We start from the raw sequence: 18,501 nt of genomic DNA, 5'->3' as shown, positions 1-18,501 counted from the left end.
TAGTTTAGTAGCAAACTTGTAGAGTTCAATTAATATTTTTTAATAAAATGGTGGTGTGCGTGTAATGGATCCAAAATGGTTAGAATGGGCAAAACAACTACAGTCTATAGCACAAGCTGGACTAACATATTCAAAAGATGTGTATGATTTGGAAAGGTTTGAGTTAGTCAGAAATATAAGTGTTGAGATAATGTCGCAGCAAGCTAATATGGAAAGCGAAGTGATAAAAGATCTTTTCGCAAACGAAACTGGCTATGCAACACCAAAGGTTGATATTAGAGCTGTTGTATTTAAAGATAATAAATTATTAATGGTAAGAGAAAAAAGCGATGGTGCTTGGGCTTTACCCGGGGGATGGGGCGATATAGGATTATCCCCTAAAGAAGTTGCGGTTAAAGAAGTGAAAGAGGAGTCGGGGTATGATGTTAAAGCTACAAAGCTAATTGGTGTGCTTGATAAAAAATGTCATCCTCATCCCTCCTCACCATACCATGTTTATAAAATGTTTATCCAATGTGAGATTGTGGGGGGACAACCTAAAGAAAGTATCGAAACGAATGGAGTAGCTTTTTTTCCAGAAGACAAATTACCAATATTATCAGTTGGAAGAAACACGGAATCGCAAATACAGTTAGTATTTAAATATTTACATAACCCTTTGGAACCTGTGTACATTGATTAACATCCTAGCCTAAATTTAAAAATACTGTAAGAAGGAATGGGAAATTTCTAGGAGAAACAAGACTTTTTAAGATTATTAGTTCTCAATAAAGGTGGCTGAAAAGATGGCAAAAAGTGCTGGGTGTTTCAGTATTGTTACTAATCATAAAGGTGAAATATTATTGGCAAAGCGTAAGGATTATCCACTTTGGGATTTGCCAGGAGGAAAGTTAGAACAGGGAGAGATGTTGGTAGATTGTGCGATAAGAGAAACAAAAGAGGAGACGGGGTATATTATATCTATTAAACGGAAAATTGGGGAGTATTATCAACCCCAATATGACGATACACAACATTTATTCTTAGCGGAATTAGAAGGTGGACTTCCGATACAGGACGGTCCTGAAACGGAAAAGGTAGAATGGTTTCTTCCTAATAATTTACCTTTATGGATGATACCAAATAGAAAAAAACAAATCAAAAACTATTTATTAAATGAAGATATTTTTACGAAAGCATCCATCACGGTATCGCGATTCAAAATCTACTTTTTAAAAAGTTTTTTAAAAGCGTTCGGTCGGTGGGTGTAACTTAATATAAAACATATATAGACTATTGAACGATTCGAATAATAGGGTTCATAGTATAAGTAAGATAGCCCCTATTCAAGTAAAAATATTAAAATACTGTAAGAATATGCGTTAACGTATTGGTATGTATTTATTACTTCCTGGAAGTTTCTTAACATGGTTCCAGGCATCGATTGCTTCTTCACGATTTCTCCCGTGGTTATTTGGATCTGCAAAAAAATCACGGATAAATTGATTGTATTCAAACTGTGGGGCGATATGTTTCTTATACGAAGGGTCCTTTTTACGTTCTTCTTCTTTATACCAAGCTTCTACTACATCGCTATACGTCTTCCCAATATTATTTCTAAAGTATTGTTGGATATAGGTAGAAAAATGAAAATTAGGGATTACAGTTTTGAAAAAGGCTCTTACGTCTTGACTACACCGATGGTTTTCTGGAATAACTGTGTCAAGACTTAAATTAATTAGAGATGTCTTTTTCTGATTTGTCCTAGATCTAGATCTTTTAACAGGTTTATTAATTTCTCCTGTTTGCAAATAGGATTCTATTCTTTCTGAAATTTCCATTTTAGATCCAGAAGAACTTATTCCGTTTTCTTTGCAAAATGTTTGTAATTCTAATTTTAACCAATAAAAGTCTTTAAATCTTTTAACACTTATCTCCTTAGTTAGTTCAGGTCTCAATTACTTCACCACCTTGTTGGGATGCTTATATTATAGAACAAACGTTCGGATTGATCAACTTTTAAATAGTATTTTTTTAAGATTTAATATAAAGAAAAAGAAGTAAGGAGAGAAAAAAGATGTTTCCTAATTTAGAAACAAATAGATTAGTATTAAGGGAAATTACAAGAGATGACACGGAAGGTATATTCAGGTGTTTTTCTAATGGGGACGTAACACGTTATTATGGACAAGAAACATTGGATAGCATGGAACAAGCGGAATCAATTGTAGACTTTTTCGCAACTAGTTACAAAGAATTCAGAGGGATTCGGTGGGGGATTGAAAGAATAGGAACGAAAGGAATAATTGGTACGATTGGATTTAATGCTTGGTCCCAAAAGCATAGAAGAGCAGAAATCGGCTATGAAATTCACCCGGAGCACTGGAGGAAGGGCTACACCTTAGAAGCTTTATTAGAAATAATTCAATACGGTTTTGATGAATTAGGGCTTACACGAATAGGTGCAGTTGTGTTCTTAGACAATCAAGCTTCTAATACGTTACTAACTAAAGTTGGATTTCAAAAGGAAGGAATTCTTAGGGACTATATGCATCAAAATGGGAATGTACACGATACATACGTTTATTCTCTTCTTAGAAAGAACAAGTGAAATTTGATGACGTACATAAATGATTTAAAAATGCCAACATGGAAAACATGTACAAATACATCGCTGAGAGTAACTCAGTTCCCTTTTGAGATACTAATCATCCGAATGCCAACCACCTTTTTATAACTTTGTGAATTATTTTCTTCTCAACATATTATTACAGCTTTGTTTATTGAATATAATGAAGACAAGCTTAAGTCTTTTCTAACTTTCTTGCTTTCCGGAGATTTTCTTAAAGTAATAATTAGTCAGCTAACTTTCTACTAGCTTTAAAATTACGCTTACTTATCATATAATAGTAGATATATGAATCTTTAAACAATTTGTACAGATGGAAATATGATAATTATTCAGTCAGAAAAGAGGCGTATTAATGGACGGCTATTTCACGGATATAGCCATTTCTTTTCTGCAAAATTTCAGGGGCAAAGGTTGGGAAAAATGAGCAGCAGACAAACAGAAACAGACGTTATCTTAATTGGTGCTGGAATCATGAGTGCTACGTTGGGATCACTCTTGAAGGAATTAGTACCTGATTGGAAAATTACAGTGTTTGAGAAACTCGAAAAGCCAGGGGAAGAAAGTTCTAACGAATGGAACAATGCTGGAACGGGGCACTCCGCACTGTGTGAGCTTAATTACACGGTAGAAAAACCAGACGGATCTATTGATATAAGTAAAGCAATAAAAATTAACGAACAGTTTCAGGTTTCAAAGCAATTTTGGTCTCATCTAGTAAACAGCAACCTTATAAGCAATCCACGGGACTTTATCATGCCATTACCTCATATGAGCTTAGTACAAGGGAAGGAAAATGTAGATTTTTTACAGAAACGTTTTAAAGCGCTGTCAAAAAATCCGCTTTTTCGAGGGATGGAATTTTCTGACGACCCTGAAAAACTCAAGGAATGGATTCCGCTTGTTATGGAAGAACGTACATCGAAAGAACCCATTGCGGCCACAACTATAGATTCTGGAACAGACGTAAACTTTGGTGCGTTAACTCGAATGTTATTTAGTCATCTAGAGAGTCATAACGTCAATCTTAACTATAAACATAGTGTTAATAATATTAAACGCACGAGTGACGGATTATGGGAAGTTAAAGTGAGGAACATTCAAAGTGGGACCATCGAACGTCATACTGCCAAGTTCGTCTTTATTGGTGGTGGCGGTGGAAGCCTTCATTTACTTCAAAAATCAGGTATCCCTGAAGGAAAGCATGTTGGGGGATTCCCAGTAAGTGGATTATTTATGGTATGTAACAATCCAGAAGTTATTGAGCAGCATCATGCAAAAGTATATGGTAAAGCCAAGGTAGGGGCTCCTCCGATGTCTGTTCCGCATCTAGATACACGGTTTATTGACAATAAAAAGTCATTGCTATTTGGTCCATTTGCCGGTTTTTCACCTAAGTTTTTAAAAACTGGGTCAATGTTTGATTTATTAACATCGGTAAAACCTGATAATCTTTTCACTATGTTGGCTGCAGGTGCTAAAAACATGTCGTTGACAAAATACCTGATCCAACAAGTAATGCTATCAAAAGAGAAGCGCATGGAAGAATTACGTGAATTTATCCCCAATGCTAAAACCGATGATTGGGATTTGGTAGTGGCGGGTCAACGTGTTCAAGTTATTAAAGACACAAAAGAAGGTGGAAAAGGTACCTTACAGTTTGGTACGGAAGTCATAACAGGTGAAGACGGTTCAATAGCCGCTTTACTAGGTGCTTCTCCAGGTGCTTCTACTGCTGTACATGTAATGCTTGAGGTTATCAATAAATGCTTCCCAGAACAAATGAAAGAATGGGAGCCTAAAATCAAAGAAATGATACCTTCTTATGGCCTTTCGCTAATGGATAACCCCGATCTTCTCAGTGAAGTTCACATCTCAACAGCTCAATCGCTTGGTCTAAGTGATACTTTACATGATTCTTCACATCAAGAAAATAACGTTTTAAATGAAAATTGCAGATGAAATTTTAGTCAGCTATTAGCAACCTTCGATCAAATGTTGATCGAAGGTTATTTTAGTTTTGCGGGAGAATTATAACTAAGAGTAGGAAAATAATGTTAAAATATATTATGTCTCCTATAATATCTTTAAATTAATCCTATAAAATAAATATAGAGTTCTAGTAACAATTAAACAAAAATCAGTTAATAATTCTGCCTAGTTACGGAACAGTGGGTTTCTGTGCAGAAAGGGAATCAGAGAGGTATTCCTTTTTATGAAACTCGGGTTTTTTCATTTCAAAAGAAAAAGACTAAAGTAACGAAGACTGGAGAACAACATGTATCTTTTCGGTACGCTAGATTATTATAAACTAGGTCCTAAAGTAGAGGGCTATAAATGAGGGGGAGAAAAATGTATAAACATATAATTTGGGATTTTGATGGAACTCTTTTTGATACGTATCCAGTAATGGCTAGTATATTTAAAGAACTTCTAGAGGAGAGGGGCAATAATGAGCCTTTAGAAGAAATTATCAATCAAATGAAGGTTTCAATGTCTCATGCTTTGAAGTACTATGAAGCGAAATATCAAATAGATCATGATTTTATTGAGAAGTATAAGATGAAAAGAAAAAATATAGAAGTTGGCATATCCAAGCCTTTTGCAGGGGTAGAAGAAATATGTAAGTACATTTATGATTCTAATAAACATAATTATTTGTACACCCATAGGGGGGAGTCTTCTATACAGTTATTGAAAAAATTTGGTTTAGATAAATACTTTACAGACTTTATAACTTCTGAAAATGGTTTTAAGAGAAAGCCAAGTCCCGACGCGATTCTATATCTTGTGGAAAAGCATAGTTTTGACCCGAGTCAAGCGATCATGATTGGAGATAGAGACCTAGATATTTTATCGGCAAAAAATGCAGGAGTTGATGGCTGTTTCTTTACTGAAGGAAAAGTAAACAGCGAGATTTCTGATTACACAATTGATGATTTACAGAAACTATATTCCATAATTGACGATAAATAACTTGTTAATTGATCAAATAAAGCGGATCCTGTGAAAGGATCCGCCAATATAATCATACACCACGTTTATTTCCCCATACAAGTGCATGAACTTGAGGAAGAACTCGAACGCTATTAAGAGTTGTTGAATCCACAACTTTATTAATGAGCCATTCATATTTATCGAGTAAATAGCTTGTCAAATTACTAATTTTATCTTCTTGTAACTGATCGTTTCCTACTTGTAGGAATAAAGATACATTAGGATACCGCTGGTGTACTTTCTCTGCATATTCGAGGTCTTGATCATTGAAAATAACAACTTTTAAACTAGTCTTATTAAGTCGGTTATTCTTTTCTAAATGACCAATAATATCGTCGAGAATTTCCCAGTTTGTAACCATACCAGAGCTCGGCGGCTTCGGTGATAGAGTTAGATCATCAACAGTGATAAACCATTCTTGCCAACGACTCCCTTGTGTTTCAATGGCCACTTCCATTCCTAAATCGTGAAGTGGATTAATTAGCTCATTAAGCTTTGCTAGAAGGGCGGGATTACCTCCTGATATAGTTACGTGATCAAACTGATCTCCGCCTAATTCTTTTAGTTGGTTAATAATTTCATCAGCAGTTAATCGTTTTATATTTTCTTTTGCACTCCCATCCCATGTGAATGCAGAGTCACACCAGGAACAACTATAATCGCATCCGGCTGTTCGGACAAACATAGTTTTACGACCTACAACCATACCTTCTCCTTGAATAGTAGGTCCAAATATCTCGATAACGGGAAATTTATTCATTGACCATCCACTCCCGTCTTACTTCTGCGTAACTAGTTGGCGTTTCATACAGCTTAACAAATTCAACTTGGCAATCACTTTGTTCAGATTGCAAGGCTTGCTCCATTTTTTCATAAATCCAAACAACCATATTTTCAGCTGTCGTATTCATCTTAGGAAGTGTCTCATTTAAATATCGATGGTCTAGGTAGATCTCAATTTGTTCTTTCCAAATTCTTTTTATATCCCCAAAGTCGATCACAATTCCAATGTCATCCACAAAACCACTAATACCAAAAATGACCTTATAGGTGTGCCCATGTAGATTCTTACACTTACCTTGATAACAGTGGAGATGGTGTGCTGCATCGAACGTAAACTCTTTACTAACCATCACACGCTTACGATGATATTTGAGCTCATATCGTTTAATATCCTTGTCTATTTTCTGTAAATTTTCTACTATTGTAAACCCAAACATTAGGAGCTCACCCTTTGCTTTTTTTCGAGGTAAGCGTCTAGCCCTTTCTGTCTGAGTTTACAAGCTGGACACTCTCCACAACCAGTCCCACGAACACCATGATAACAAGTTAGGGTCTTTTCTCGAACATAATCAAAAGCATTCAGTTGATCAGCAAGCTCCCATGTTTCAGCTTTATCAAGCCACATTAATGGAGTATGTAGGACGAATTGATCATCCATTGATAAATTTAGCGTGACATTTAGAGATTTGATAAACATATCACGGCAGTCCGGATAACCGCTAAAGTCAGTTTCACAAACACCCGTAATAATGTGCTTTGCGTTAATTTGCTTTGCTAATATGGTAGCAAAAGACAGGAACAAAAGATTACGGCCTGGGACAAATGTGGAAGGTAGGTCATCTCCATCGCCATCTTTAACCTCAATATCATCACGTGTTAAGGCATTAGGTGCAAGTTGATTAAGTAAGGACATATCTAGCACATGATGTTTTACGTTCAAATCGTTCGCAATTTCCTTTGCGACCTCGATCTCTTCCTTGTGTCTTTGATTATAATCGAATGTGACCACTTCAACGTGGTCATAGTTTTTAAGAGCCCAAAATAAGCAAGTAGTACTATCCTGGCCTCCACTAAATACAACAACAGCTCTATTGTTTTTTTTCATAAAAAAAATTCTCCTTTTTGTAATAAAAGAGAATTCTACTAACCCAAATAAACATGAAAAACTATACCTAGTCAAAGTACAGTGTATCCTTAGTTTTTTATAGAGGGTGTAGCTAGAACCTCTCCTGCAATATTTGCAGATTATTTATTTAAAGTAACTTCACTATTATAACATATTCAAGGAAAAAATGGTTTTATTTACAGATTATATATGTGATTTGTAAAACGTTTAAAAAACGATTACTATTCCATTAATAAAGTATAAGTATAATAATGCTATTTTTTCGGTAAATAGACGTGGGATAAAATGTAGAAAGGTTGTTCGTTAATGCAGGGGAATAGGGTCCTAAAAGCTTGACTCTTATAAGCGACTAGCTCCTAGGACTTGAAAAGGTTATAAAAAACTTTTCCATTAACAGATCTTCTTTTACATAGCCATCTATAATAGACCCTAGAAATATAATAGGACAACCAAATTGTAATAAAACTAAAATACCATTTCCATCTATTATACTTGATTAAGTCTGTGTATTTTTCAGCGATAATTTCAAAAACAGTTATAATAGACGTATGGATAAAATAGTAAGCAAATTTGATGATAGGCTGCTTCTTTTCCGGATAATACAAATTAAATAAGCAGCAAAGTGATGGATAGACAAAATATTCAAAAGTGAAACTAGCCTTGTTTGATTTCTTGAAAAATAGACGATAGGGATAAGAAATCAGCTTATTTTCCACAACTACCAAACCGAAAAGCCAAGTAATGGCTTGTTTAAATATAAAAGATAAGCTTGCTTCGCGTATTCTATTCTTAGGAACATACTTTATTAATAGCAATGTTGTTACAATCCAAGCTAATATTTCAATTGTTTTCTCTAATCTATTATTCATTAGCTTATGTTCACCTCTTAGCAAATAGGATTCCATTTGAATTAGAATTTATGTGTGCTTTAAAAATCTCTATCCAAAAAAAGCCTAACAATTCCTGCGGGTCTAAATTATTAGCAAAGCAGTCCCAACCGTAATAAGGATGGCTCCATAAATAGTAGACTTTGTTGGTTTTTCTTTTAGTATAATAAAACTTAGTAGCATGGTTATTACGACACTAAATTTATCAATTGGATTGACGATACTAACTTTCCCTAGTGAAAGAGCTCCAAAGTAACATAACCATGATAAACCTGTGGCTGAGCCAGATAGGAATAGAAATAAAAAGGATTTTCTAGAAATCTGTTTCACTTCTTTGTAGGTACCTTGAAATAATACGATCCCCCAAGCAAATAGGAGGATAACTATTGTTCGGATAAAAGTTGCTATGTTCGAATCTACGTCTTCAATACCGATCTTAGCAAGAATGTTGGTTAAAGCAGCAAAAAGTGCGGAAAGGATAGCTAGAAAAATATAGGACTTTGTGCTAAACGCTTTGTCATTTTTTTCTTTTTGTTTCCCTTTTCCAATCAATACGAATGTTCCTATAGAGATGATAATTCCACCAGAAACGACAAAAAATGTTGCCGGTTCTTTAAGAACAACAAAGGATAGTAAAATGGTTAACACAACACTAGCTTTATCTATAGGTACTACTTTGGAGACATCACCAATTTGAATCGCTTTAAAGAAGAAAATCCATGATAATCCTGTTGTTAATCCACTTAGTATTAGGAAGATTAGAGGCGTTGTAGAAACTGAAAATAAATGGCCGGTCTGTCCAGTAATAACGACCATAATAAACGCCATAAGAAGTACTACCACGGTTCTTACCGCTGTAGCTAAATTAGAATCAACTTTTTCGATACCAATTTTAGCTAAAATAGCAGTGAAAGAAGCAAATAGGGCAGCCAATAAGGCTAACAAAATACTCATGATTAAGATGTCTCCATTCTATATTGCATTACTTTCAGTTTGTAAAAGTCGAACTGAAATTATACTAAATCATCATTTACAACAGGATGAGGGAGAGCAATAAAAGCTGTCAAGTTAGTACAACTAATTTTGGAATCTGCTAGTGTACATATTTGAATTTTTAAGAAAGGGGGCTATCTATGTTGTGCTGTAATGAAAAATTAAAGGTTCGTTATTTAGAGAAAAAAGATAATCGGCTGTTAGCAAAGTGGCTTTCCAATCCTAAAGTGTTGGAATTTTATGAGGGAAGAGATAATCCTTTTGATGTAAATAAGGTAAACGAAGTATTTTATCCAAAAAAAAATAACGTTACAGCATGTATATTTGAGTATGATGGGACACCGATAGGGTATATTCAATATTATCAATTAAACGAAAATGATAGAGAACAGTATGGCTTAAAACCGGAACCAATTACAATATTTGGATTAGATCAATTCATTGGGGAAGTTGATTATTGGAATAAGGGAATTGGAACGTTACTTGTTTCATCTATGAGTCAATTTTTAGTTCGAGATCTGGGAGCCAAGCAAATAGTTTTGGATCCTCAGGCAAGAAATCTAAGAGCAATAAAATGTTATGAAAAGTGTAGTTTTAAAAAAATTAAATGGCTACCAAACCATGAACTTCATGAAGGTGAATACCAGGATTGTTGGCTTATGGCATATAACCCGTAACATTCGAAGTCATCTGCTTAAATAAAGAGATTTTTAACTAAGGAGTGAAAAAAATGAAGACAGAACGTGAAAAGATGCTTGATAGTGAAATGTATAATCCTTCTGACGCTGAACTAGTCGAGGGGCGTAAAGAGGCTAGAAGACTGGTTAGATTATATAATCAGACATTAGTAACGGAAACAGATAAACGAATGGAATTACTAAAAAAATTACTAGGATCGACTGGAGAATATATAAAAATGGAGCCTAATATCCGATTTGATTATGGATGTAATACATATGTCGGGGAAAATTTTTTCGCAAACTTTGATTGTACTATTTTGGATGTTTGTGAAGTACGAATTGGCGATAATTGTATGCTTGCACCAGGTGTCCAAATCTATACAGCTACACATCCTATCGATCCTACTGAACGTAATTCAGGAAAAGAATATGGAAAGCCAATTAATATTGGAAATAATGTTTGGATAGGTGGTAGTGCAATTATAAACCCTGGTGTAACAATAGGTGACAATGTAGTGATTGCCTCAGGTGCTGTAGTTACAAAAGATGTACCGAATAGCGTTGTAGTTGGAGGGAATCCTGCAAGAGTTATAAAGGAGTTAGGGTTAGATACATAAGTGTTTGAAACAAAAGGCGATTCCCAAAATAAGAGGAATCGCCTTTTAAATGAATATAGCTTGCTGCTCTAATGCTAGCGATAGTTTTGAATGGATCTTTTTGCAAAAAGCTTAGTCTGAGGTGTTTATATGGGGGAATGTTAATTACTAGATAGTTGTTTACTATCCTTCTGAGTAGAATTTTGTATGAGGTGTTACTAAGTATTTGCTATTTAAATTTTATAACATCTGCTGTTTCCGATAAAAAGAATAGAACCACTAAGAAAGAAGTTTCAAATATACACCAAAGATTGTCCTTTAATTTTCTCAAAAATAATCTCCACCTTTTTGTATGTTAAGTACACTATACAAGTTATCAATGATGTATTCACTATACATGTAATAAAACCTAACACACTTTTTAAATGAAAATTGTATGAGGAGTTGGAATATTTGAAACCGATGTGAAAATATAGTTAGACAATAACATAGTTTGAATTCGAGATTATCATTAAGGGAAATGTCAAAAGGAGTGTGTAAATGATGAGGATGAGCATAGATAATTCAATACTGCTAGGAGTCTAACTAATCGGATCGCATCCGATAGCGAATAGTATAATAAAGGCTATTTGTGATATAGGACAAGTACCTATTTCTGATTAGGCTAAACGTTTAATCATCATCCCAAAACTCCTTTTTTGTTTGATTTATTTCATTTTGCACATTCCAATATCCTTTCATATAAAGCTCCTTTAAGGTAATATTTCTTTGCTCAGCGACAAGAGCTATTACCTGAATCTCCTTATTCATTTGACTAATTTGAATTCCTTTATTTAATTTATTTCTAATGTAAAAATAGAAACAACTTAACAGATCAACAGATATCATTTGGTAAAATTCTTCTCTATCTTGAATAATAATGCCTCTTCCCTATATTAGTTTATATACTAGTGCAGATAAAATGGAGTCTAGTAGTGGGTTAGTTAAACTAGTAACGATTATTATTTGTGAAAACTGTATTCTCAGGATGATCGGTTTTCTTTCTTTTCCCGATTATAAGCTTTCATAAACTATAAAAATGAATGAAAAAAAGATTGGAATTGCAAAAAAGAACTGAAACTGAGATAAAGAACATGATAAAGGCCATTAGGAAAGATGAGTTAGGTCTAGTAATAAGTTTTTAGCGAAACATTCTGCATTTATCCTGAATTTGATTTAATGATTATATAATTTTATGAAAACTATTTGGATAATTTATCTGTCAGATAGTAAGAATATTATAGGAAGTAACAAAATAAGACATTGGAACATAATTCTTGACTATCTTCTTATGTAAAGAAGGAACCATGTCCTTCTTTGTGTTACATAGTTAAAGCTTTTTGTGCTAATGAAGCGCCATGTTTTAACAATCTTTGTAAATCATACGCAGGATACATACCTTTATCGTACATGTAATTAAAGATTCTTTCGTGGCATTTGATGGCAGAGTATAAATGTCATTTTAAGACTTCCCTTAAATCAGGTGTAGCAGTTTCTGTAATTGCAATGGCATAGTTCCGTACTTCAGTTTTAGAAATTACTAATAAATCACCAGCATAAAACCCTGTAGTTGTTCTATAATCATTTGATTCTTCTGGTTTTGGTGTATAAGGATAAAATTCAACTAACTATTTCAAGCTTACTTCCAATTCTTTAATAGCTTTCTGATAGATATTTTTTAACCGTTGATCCGTTACTTCCTTTACTCCCATTTTCAATTTTTTTAAACCAATTGATTTATATGCCGTTTACTCATGTAGTTCCAACGTTTCGTGCCATGCTAAAGTTTTGTGATCGATTCTAGTTTCTCCCCTTTACAATTATTCTGATTAGGTTATGACCAAATAATGGTGGTAGTAGCTTTTCCTAACTTAATTGGGCGGTTCGAGTTATATTTTTACATACCCTATCTAAATTTAATCATTATTCAAATTAAAAAACACGAACGATAATTATTTACATGCAACAAAGGTTCGTATATAATAATGCTTGGATTTATTGAATGTTATTCGTATATTCTTAGTTCGATGGTCTAAGAGTTTCTACAAGGAGCCGAGAATTCCTAACTACGAATGGGTAGGAGTAGTCTACCTATCTTTAGTTAGGACTTTTTAATTACAAGGAGGATTTATGGAACGATTATTTAACTTACAAGAATTAGGAACAAACATTAGAACCGAAATAATGGCAGGTATAACAACTTTTTTAACAATGGTTTACATCGTTGTGATAAACCCTGCTGTCTTATCGGCCGCAGGTGTTCCGTTTGATCAAGTATTTGTGGCTACCATAGTATCTGCTGTTATTGGAACAATAATAATGGGGCTGTATGCAAAATATCCAATTGCGATTGCACCAGGTATGGGAATGAATGCTTATTTTACAAGTGTCGTAGCTACTCATGGTGTCAGTTATCAAGTAGTTTTCGGAGCAGTATTCCTTGCTGGGGTACTATTCTTATTATTGTCTCTCACAAAATTTAGGGAGACACTAATCCGCTCGATTCCTGATTCTTTAAAGTATGGAATAACCTCAGGTATAGGACTATTTATAGCGTTTATTGGGCTTAGAGATGCTGGAATCGTTGTGGCTAGCCCTTCAACATTGGTAACGTTTGGAGACTTGGGACATCCAGTAACTATATTATCACTGGTTGGACTATTTATAGCGCTTATCCTGATGGCTCGTAAAGTAAGTGGGGCTTTATTTATTAGTATGTTAATTACAGCTACTATTGGATATTTTACGGGTAATTTAGATTTTGATGGGATTGTTTCACCTCCACCGAGTGTTGAGTTTTTTGATTTAGATATTGCTGGTGTATTTTCACAAGGATTATATTCCGTTGTATTTGCCTTCTTACTCGTTACTATTTTTGATACAACAGGAACCATGATTGGTGTTGGAGAACAAGCAGGGATGATCAAGAACGGTAATTTTCCTAGAGCAAAACAAGCATTTATGGCGGATGCAGTAGCAACAACAGTAGGATCGACAATTGGAACAAGTCCTTCCACAGCTTACATTGAATCGTCTACAGGTGTTGCAGCAGGAGGACGCTCAGGTTTGACTGCAGTTGTAGTAGCTCTTTTATTTTTAGTTGCTTTATTCTTTTCACCTTTCGTATCAGCGATTGCTAGCCTTTCCGCTATCACAGCACCAATTCTAATCATTGTAGGTTGTTTTATGATGGAGGGTTTAGCAAAGGTTAATTGGAAGACATTTGATGAAGCCTTTCCTACATTTGCTACTATGTTAATTATGCCCTTGACTTCAAGTATCGCAACAGGGATTGCTGTTGGTTTTATCACGTTTCCTATCATGAAATTAGTTAGTGGAAAGTGGAAAGAAGTTCATCCGATTTTGTATGTTTTCGGAGCGATTTTTATCATTCAAATGATCTTTTTCCCGACACATTGATTGAATAAATAGTTATCAAAAAACGAGGAGTCTCCTTTTTAGGATGCTTCTCATTTTTTGATTCATTTAAAGTAATACTTACGTTTTGTTAGGTAGAATCGATAACAATTATGAAAGAGTTGTGGAAAATTTGTGCTAATCTATTAAAATATTCCTTTAAGGGGCATGAAATGGATAATTATGTTAAAATTGGTGTTGTAATTAGAAATAAAATGTAGAAATACCTATCCACCACTATGTAAATAATTAATAGAATAGAGGTCCTTTGACCAATGAACTCAAGCACTTTTGAAGTGATAGAGAAAATTTACAAACGAACGAACGATAGAGATTTAAAGTTACTGATACATAATCCCCATAATCAACTGCGGAACAGGACTGCCATTCTATTTTTTCATGGTGGTAGCTACGTTAAAAGTGATCGCGATTATTTAGCCTTTAAACATCACGCCGAACTATACGCTTCTAAAGGTATTGTTTCTATTTGTGTAGATTATCGAACAGCTAATGATACAATAGGCTTCTCTCCACTTAATGCTATATCAGATGCACAGTCCGCTATTTCATTTATTCGAAAACATCACATGGAATTCGGGATTAATCCTAATAAAGTGGTTATGTGTGGTGCATCTTCTGGTGGTTTTACTGTGCTGTGTTCGATTCTATCTAATGAAATCAAACAGTTGGATGCTGGAAGCGAGAATACAATGCCGAATGCGATGATCATGTTCAATCCGGGTGTCGATGGAATCGAAGTGATTAATAGACTTTTTCCAACATTAAGCGATCAAGCAGAAAAATTATCACCATTACATAATATAAAACCTAAATTACCACCTCTCATTTGGTTTATTGGTACTGCTGATGTTATCTATGATAGTAATGTTGAGTTCTACAAAAAGTGGGTTGATGAAGGTAATCAATGTGATTTCTTTACATACGATGCGATGCCACATGGATTTTTTAATTATGGTCAGTACGGTAATAAACCGTTCCAAATGACAAATCAGAAGATTGAAAAATTTTTGCATTCGTTACAGTTTGTTTAAAACATAACCTGTCCTAGATTCTCAGACGAGAAGAAAAAGAATAGCTATAAAGGTGGGGAATGAAGTGCATATTAGGAATTCCCAAAAGCAATTATAACTAAGGAAGAAAGTATTTTGCTTACAAAGAATAAATAGGAAGCTTTTACAAATAGGAGGGATAACATGAGCAAGATATATATCGAAAAACATGATTTTCAGAATATAGAGGAAATAAAGAGTGAACTTGAAGCGCTTCTCCATGCACCATTACAATCTGTGAAAGAAGTGGAAGCCTGGTTGAAGGATGTGTCCACTTTTTATGATGAAATACAGGAAGCGTTGGATGGTCACTATATTGATTTTAATGCACATAACCAAGATGAAAAAGCCAAGCAGGCATTTGAGTATGACCAGGAAAAGATTGAACCTTTACTGAAACAATACACTGCTATGTTAGATGAGAAGTTGATTAATTCCCCATACAAAGATGAGTTAGATAAAGAAAAATATGGGAGGTTGTTGAGAAGTAAAGAAAATGCCATTAACCTTTTTAGAAAAGAAAATATTGAGCTAGAGGTCGAGGAAGACCGTTTAGCTACTAAATATTTTGAAATTACTGGTGGACTAACAATTGAGTGGAATGGGGAAGAAAAAACAATTCCTGAGTTGTATCCCTTTCTAGAAGACCCTGATCGTGATATTAGAAAGATGGCGTTTGAGAAGATATTTGGTTCTGTTATTAAAGTAGAAGATGAGCTTCAAGAGATTATGGATAAGTTAATGAAAATTCGAAAACAAAAAGCAGTGAATAGTGGACTTGATAACTATCGTGATTTCATGTTCAAAAAATACGAAAGGTTTGATTATACACCAGAGGACTGTAAGCAATTGGCTGAATCCATTCGAGAGCATGTCGTTCCATTAGCTAAAAAAATAGATGAGCAGAAAAAAGCGGAGATTGGTGTAGAGATATTTCGTCCATATGATAGGGCGGCCGTTCCAAAAGGGCGCACGCCACTTAAGCCTTTTTCTAATAGGGATGAGCTTGTTGAGCGAACATCTACAGCCTTAGGCGAGATGGATCCAAGATTTTCGGAATTGATAGATGTAATGAATAAAAAAGGGATGCTTGATTTAGAGACTAGAAAAAATAAATCTCCAGGTGGATTCTGTACACCATTACCTGTTTCGAAGCTTTCGTTTATTTTTATGAATGCTTCTCATACGCACGGAGATATGTTGACATTGTTCCATGAGATGGGTCACTGTATCCACAATGATTTAAAGCTTGAACTACCATTAGCTTATGATCGAGAAACTCCTATGGAATCCTCAGAGCTAGCAAGTATGACAATGGAGCTATTATCGATTGATCAATGGCATCATTTCTATTCTAAAAAAGAGCAAAAGCAGGCCAAGTTAGACTTGTTGCGGGACATTATTACGTTTCTTCCAAGTGGTATTTCTGTTGATCAGTTTCAACATTGGATGTATGAGAACCCTGATCATACAAAGGCTGAGCGGCTAGCAAAGTATGAGGAAATCGTAAAAGAGTTATCTTCAGGTGTAGTAAATTGGAGTGGCTACGAAGACGCTCGGAAGAAAGATTGGTTGTTTATTCTACATATATTTGAAGTTCCATTTTACTATGTGGAATATGTTATTGCACAACTTGGGGCTGTTCAAATGTATAAGCAATATAGAGAGGATCCGGAAGGGACAATGGCTCGCTATAAAAAAGCACTATCACTAGGAAACACGAAATCATTATTTGAAGTATTTGAGGCGGCAGGGATTAGCTTTGACTTTTCTGGGAAAATGATAAAAGAGTTAATGGAGTTTTTACAGGTTGAAATTGAAAAAATAGAGCAAATGAGTGTGTAAAAAAAGTCTCCATTTAGGAGACTTTTTTTGCTTTTAATTATCACCTAAAGTAGTTTTCCCTTGTTTGGGCCAGATAAAGTAACTTATCGTAATTACGAAATCAATGCCGACTACCAGTGCCCAAATTTTAACTATATCAAAAAGTTTTTCAGTTCTAACAGGATCATTTACAAAGTAGATTGTCACGAGCAAAATTATGGCACCAATAATATAGGCAAGAACATGTTTGAAAAAACCAGTTGCATAGTGCTTTGCAAAATCTATCCCTGTTCTCTTCAGCGGTTTCAAGCTGGATTTTAATATATAATATTGAAATCGCTCATCCATCCACTTGATCATACTTTTACCAAAAGAAATAGAAATAGCAATATAAACCGCCGCAAGTCCGTGAGCTACAGTAGCAGTTGCACCATTATATAGATCCATGCCTGTGATCATTATTAAAACTAAGTCAATTAATGGCGTAAGTGCAAGAAGTAAAAAGCCTACCCTCTGGTTATGAAACACGTACCTTACTGTTAACCCTAATAATATGACTACCCAAAAAAGAACCTCACATGTTACGATCATCCATCCTATAAAGTTCATAAATACCTCACTGTAATATTTTTTCTTACCTATATATTAGCATTGTTTGGAAATAAATGGTGTAAAATTTTTAATATAATAGTTATGCTTTTCACTAAGGGTGAATTCTAAATTAGTATTATCCGTGGTGGACATATAATAACACCAACAGGGGATTCGGTTTTAGATGGCGAGGATACTTTATATATCTTAGTAAATATAAAAAGTAAGGATAAAGTCAAGGAGATATTCGTCCTAAAGAAAGGATAGTATTTAACTTTAAAACATTTATGGCGCTGTTCCTATCTGGAAGCGTCTTTTTTGTTAATTATTAAAGAAACATTTAAACTAAATATTAGGGAAAGTATATAATTTTTTTAAAAAAGGAGATAGCCATGAGATCATTTATTCTATCGTTTACAATATTAACTACTGCTTTACTCGGGGCATGTAGTGCTGCTGATACAAATGAATTAGAAGAGAGCGCTAGACAAACTCTTTCCAATGGAGATATAAGGGAAGAAACAACCTCTGTAGAAGAATTGCCCTCTTTTTTAGTAGGTAAGAATGAAGACATGCAACAATTATATACAGTTGCTGCTCAACATGAGGAACTATTAGAACATATTCCTTGTTACTGCGGTTGTGGACAATCTGCGAATCATAAGGATAATTACGATTGCTTTGTCCATCAGTATAATGAGGATGGGTCTCTTGTATGGGATGATCATGGGACAAAATGCCAAGTGTGCTTGGATATAGCTGCAGAGTCGATCAACATGTCACGTGAAGGGAAAACTATAAAAGAAATAAGAATCTATATAGATGAGAAATACAAGGATGGTTATGCGGAACCAACCCCTACGCCCAATGTTTAACTAACACTAGGCATA

The 18,501-nt window shown here is 34.6% G+C and carries 19 protein-coding genes, 1 pseudogene and 2 riboswitches; of the genes and pseudogenes, 11 read left to right on the top strand and 9 right to left on the bottom strand.

The genetic code is table 11. From position 1 onward, the window contains the following. The first annotated feature begins 64 nt into the window (after positions 1–64). Positions 65–682, top strand: coding sequence for an NUDIX hydrolase (locus H7K77_RS06915; RefSeq protein ID WP_186576999.1), 618 nt, complete (start codon positions 65–67; stop codon positions 680–682). Between the two features lie 103 nt (positions 683–785). Continuing rightward, positions 786–1,250, top strand: coding sequence for an NUDIX hydrolase (locus tag H7K77_RS06910; protein ID WP_186576998.1), 465 nt, complete (start codon positions 786–788; stop codon positions 1,248–1,250). Between the two features lie 111 nt (positions 1,251–1,361). Here H7K77_RS06910 and H7K77_RS06905 read toward each other — a convergent pair whose 3' ends face one another. Next, on the bottom strand, positions 1,362–1,937 hold the full coding sequence (locus H7K77_RS06905) for a DUF6434 domain-containing protein (RefSeq protein WP_186576997.1): 576 nt from the start codon (positions 1,935–1,937) through the stop codon (positions 1,362–1,364). Positions 1,938–2,056: 119 nt separating this feature from the next. On the opposite strand from H7K77_RS06905, the gene H7K77_RS06900 reads away from it, so the two are divergent. The 3 genes from H7K77_RS06900 to H7K77_RS06890 all read left to right on the top strand — a co-directional run bounded on the left by H7K77_RS06900 (position 2,057) and on the right by H7K77_RS06890 (position 5,584). After that, positions 2,057–2,590 (top strand): GNAT family N-acetyltransferase, encoded by a 534-nt coding sequence (locus tag H7K77_RS06900; RefSeq protein ID WP_186576996.1) that lies wholly within the window; start codon positions 2,057–2,059, stop codon positions 2,588–2,590. A 441-nt stretch (positions 2,591–3,031) separates the two neighbouring features. Continuing rightward, on the top strand, positions 3,032–4,570 hold the full coding sequence (locus H7K77_RS06895) for a malate:quinone oxidoreductase (RefSeq protein ID WP_186576995.1): 1,539 nt from the start codon (positions 3,032–3,034) through the stop codon (positions 4,568–4,570). Between the two features lie 390 nt (positions 4,571–4,960). Beyond that, positions 4,961–5,584 carry an HAD-IA family hydrolase gene (locus H7K77_RS06890; RefSeq protein WP_186576994.1) on the top strand — a complete coding sequence of 208 codons (624 nt, stop codon included), beginning with the start codon at positions 4,961–4,963 and terminating at the stop codon, positions 5,582–5,584. A gap of 52 nt (positions 5,585–5,636) precedes the next feature. Here the strand turns inward: H7K77_RS06890 and queE are convergent, their stop codons facing one another. The 5 genes from queE to H7K77_RS06865 form a co-directional block, all read right to left on the bottom strand. Beyond that, the gene (gene queE, locus H7K77_RS06885; protein ID WP_186576993.1) at positions 5,637–6,365 is read right to left on the bottom strand and encodes a 7-carboxy-7-deazaguanine synthase QueE; all 729 of its coding nucleotides are present in this window, start codon (positions 6,363–6,365) and stop codon (positions 5,637–5,639) included. After that, a complete protein-coding gene (gene queD / locus H7K77_RS06880; protein ID WP_186576992.1) occupies positions 6,358–6,825 on the bottom strand; it encodes a 6-carboxytetrahydropterin synthase QueD in 468 nt (155 codons plus the stop codon). The genes queE and queD overlap by 8 nt, the downstream gene beginning before the upstream one ends. Beyond that, positions 6,825–7,493: a 7-cyano-7-deazaguanine synthase QueC gene (gene queC / locus H7K77_RS06875; RefSeq protein ID WP_186576991.1), complete on the bottom strand. Its 669-nt coding sequence runs from the start codon at positions 7,491–7,493 to the stop codon at positions 6,825–6,827. Before queC ends, queD begins: the two co-directional genes overlap by 1 nt. A gap of 83 nt (positions 7,494–7,576) precedes the next feature. Next, a riboswitch (PreQ1 riboswitch) is annotated at positions 7,577–7,621 on the bottom strand. A gap of 249 nt (positions 7,622–7,870) precedes the next feature. Beyond that, on the bottom strand, positions 7,871–8,383 hold the full coding sequence (locus H7K77_RS06870; protein ID WP_186576990.1) for a CBO0543 family protein: 513 nt from the start codon (positions 8,381–8,383) through the stop codon (positions 7,871–7,873). Positions 8,384–8,485: 102 nt separating this feature from the next. After that, entirely contained in the window at positions 8,486–9,355 is an 870-nt protein-coding gene (locus tag H7K77_RS06865) for an EamA family transporter (RefSeq protein WP_186576989.1), read from the bottom strand. A gap of 179 nt (positions 9,356–9,534) precedes the next feature. Between H7K77_RS06865 and H7K77_RS06860 the strand changes: the two genes are divergently transcribed. Beyond that, positions 9,535–10,071 (top strand): GNAT family N-acetyltransferase, encoded by a 537-nt coding sequence (locus H7K77_RS06860; RefSeq protein WP_186576988.1) that lies wholly within the window; start codon positions 9,535–9,537, stop codon positions 10,069–10,071. A 53-nt stretch (positions 10,072–10,124) separates the two neighbouring features. Continuing rightward, positions 10,125–10,691: a sugar O-acetyltransferase gene (locus tag H7K77_RS06855; RefSeq protein ID WP_186576987.1), complete on the top strand. Its 567-nt coding sequence runs from the start codon at positions 10,125–10,127 to the stop codon at positions 10,689–10,691. Positions 10,692–11,342: 651 nt separating this feature from the next. Here the strand turns inward: H7K77_RS06855 and H7K77_RS06850 are convergent. Both H7K77_RS06850 and H7K77_RS06845 read right to left on the bottom strand, forming a co-directional pair. Beyond that, positions 11,343–11,558 carry a hypothetical protein gene (locus H7K77_RS06850; protein WP_186576986.1) on the bottom strand — a complete coding sequence of 72 codons (216 nt, stop codon included), beginning with the start codon at positions 11,556–11,558 and terminating at the stop codon, positions 11,343–11,345. Positions 11,559–12,031: 473 nt separating this feature from the next. Continuing rightward, a pseudogene (locus H7K77_RS06845) lies at positions 12,032–12,508 on the bottom strand (spore coat protein). 190 nt (positions 12,509–12,698) lie between these two features. Then, positions 12,699–12,798, top strand: a riboswitch (purine riboswitch). 41 nt (positions 12,799–12,839) lie between these two features. Between H7K77_RS06845 and H7K77_RS06840 the strand changes: the two are divergent. The 3 genes from H7K77_RS06840 (at position 12,840) to H7K77_RS06830 (ending at position 17,041) form a co-directional block, all read left to right on the top strand. Then, on the top strand, positions 12,840–14,129 hold the full coding sequence (locus tag H7K77_RS06840; RefSeq protein WP_186576985.1) for an NCS2 family permease: 1,290 nt from the start codon (positions 12,840–12,842) through the stop codon (positions 14,127–14,129). A 293-nt stretch (positions 14,130–14,422) separates the two neighbouring features. Next, complete coding sequence (locus H7K77_RS06835; protein ID WP_222599258.1) at positions 14,423–15,178, top strand: alpha/beta hydrolase; 756 nt, start codon at positions 14,423–14,425, stop codon at positions 15,176–15,178. Between the two features lie 162 nt (positions 15,179–15,340). Continuing rightward, positions 15,341–17,041: a M3 family oligoendopeptidase gene (locus tag H7K77_RS06830; RefSeq protein ID WP_186576983.1), complete on the top strand. Its 1,701-nt coding sequence runs from the start codon at positions 15,341–15,343 to the stop codon at positions 17,039–17,041. Positions 17,042–17,074: 33 nt separating this feature from the next. Here H7K77_RS06830 and H7K77_RS06825 read toward each other — a convergent pair whose 3' ends face one another. Then, the gene (locus H7K77_RS06825; RefSeq protein WP_186576982.1) at positions 17,075–17,629 is read right to left on the bottom strand and encodes a hypothetical protein; all 555 of its coding nucleotides are present in this window, start codon (positions 17,627–17,629) and stop codon (positions 17,075–17,077) included. A 374-nt stretch (positions 17,630–18,003) separates the two neighbouring features. Between H7K77_RS06825 and H7K77_RS06820 the strand changes: the two genes are divergently transcribed. Further along, complete coding sequence (locus H7K77_RS06820; RefSeq protein WP_186576981.1) at positions 18,004–18,486, top strand: PCYCGC motif-containing (lipo)protein; 483 nt, start codon at positions 18,004–18,006, stop codon at positions 18,484–18,486. Positions 18,487–18,501: the final 15 nt, after the last annotated feature.

Source organism: Aquibacillus kalidii, assembly GCF_014280935.1.
Lineage (GTDB): Bacteria > Bacillota > Bacilli > Bacillales > Amphibacillaceae > Aquibacillus_D > Aquibacillus_D kalidii.
Note: the sequence above shows the minus strand (reverse complement) of the source record. Positions and strands in the feature narration are given on the sequence as shown.

What these genes read in the sequence shown, in the direction of transcription:
- H7K77_RS06915 (WP_186576999.1), top strand. Translation starts at nt 65, where the DNA reads ATGGATCCAAAATGGTTAGAATGGGCAAAACAACTACAGTCTATAGCA.
- H7K77_RS06910 (WP_186576998.1), top strand. Translation starts at nt 786, where the DNA reads ATGGCAAAAAGTGCTGGGTGTTTCAGTATTGTTACTAATCATAAAGGT.
- H7K77_RS06900 (WP_186576996.1), top strand. Translation starts at nt 2,057, where the DNA reads ATGTTTCCTAATTTAGAAACAAATAGATTAGTATTAAGGGAAATTACA.
- H7K77_RS06895 (WP_186576995.1), top strand. Translation starts at nt 3,032, where the DNA reads ATGAGCAGCAGACAAACAGAAACAGACGTTATCTTAATTGGTGCTGGA.
- H7K77_RS06890 (WP_186576994.1), top strand. Translation starts at nt 4,961, where the DNA reads ATGTATAAACATATAATTTGGGATTTTGATGGAACTCTTTTTGATACG.
- queE (WP_186576993.1), bottom strand. Translation starts at nt 6,365, where the DNA reads ATGAATAAATTTCCCGTTATCGAGATATTTGGACCTACTATTCAAGGA.
- queD (WP_186576992.1), bottom strand. Translation starts at nt 6,825, where the DNA reads ATGTTTGGGTTTACAATAGTAGAAAATTTACAGAAAATAGACAAGGAT.
- queC (WP_186576991.1), bottom strand. Translation starts at nt 7,493, where the DNA reads ATGAAAAAAAACAATAGAGCTGTTGTTGTATTTAGTGGAGGCCAGGAT.
- H7K77_RS06870 (WP_186576990.1), bottom strand. Translation starts at nt 8,383, where the DNA reads ATGAATAATAGATTAGAGAAAACAATTGAAATATTAGCTTGGATTGTA.
- H7K77_RS06865 (WP_186576989.1), bottom strand. Translation starts at nt 9,355, where the DNA reads ATGAGTATTTTGTTAGCCTTATTGGCTGCCCTATTTGCTTCTTTCACT.
- H7K77_RS06860 (WP_186576988.1), top strand. Translation starts at nt 9,535, where the DNA reads ATGTTGTGCTGTAATGAAAAATTAAAGGTTCGTTATTTAGAGAAAAAA.
- H7K77_RS06855 (WP_186576987.1), top strand. Translation starts at nt 10,125, where the DNA reads ATGAAGACAGAACGTGAAAAGATGCTTGATAGTGAAATGTATAATCCT.
- H7K77_RS06850 (WP_186576986.1), bottom strand. Translation starts at nt 11,558, where the DNA reads ATGATATCTGTTGATCTGTTAAGTTGTTTCTATTTTTACATTAGAAAT.
- H7K77_RS06840 (WP_186576985.1), top strand. Translation starts at nt 12,840, where the DNA reads ATGGAACGATTATTTAACTTACAAGAATTAGGAACAAACATTAGAACC.
- H7K77_RS06830 (WP_186576983.1), top strand. Translation starts at nt 15,341, where the DNA reads ATGAGCAAGATATATATCGAAAAACATGATTTTCAGAATATAGAGGAA.
- H7K77_RS06825 (WP_186576982.1), bottom strand. Translation starts at nt 17,629, where the DNA reads ATGAACTTTATAGGATGGATGATCGTAACATGTGAGGTTCTTTTTTGG.
- H7K77_RS06820 (WP_186576981.1), top strand. Translation starts at nt 18,004, where the DNA reads ATGAGATCATTTATTCTATCGTTTACAATATTAACTACTGCTTTACTC.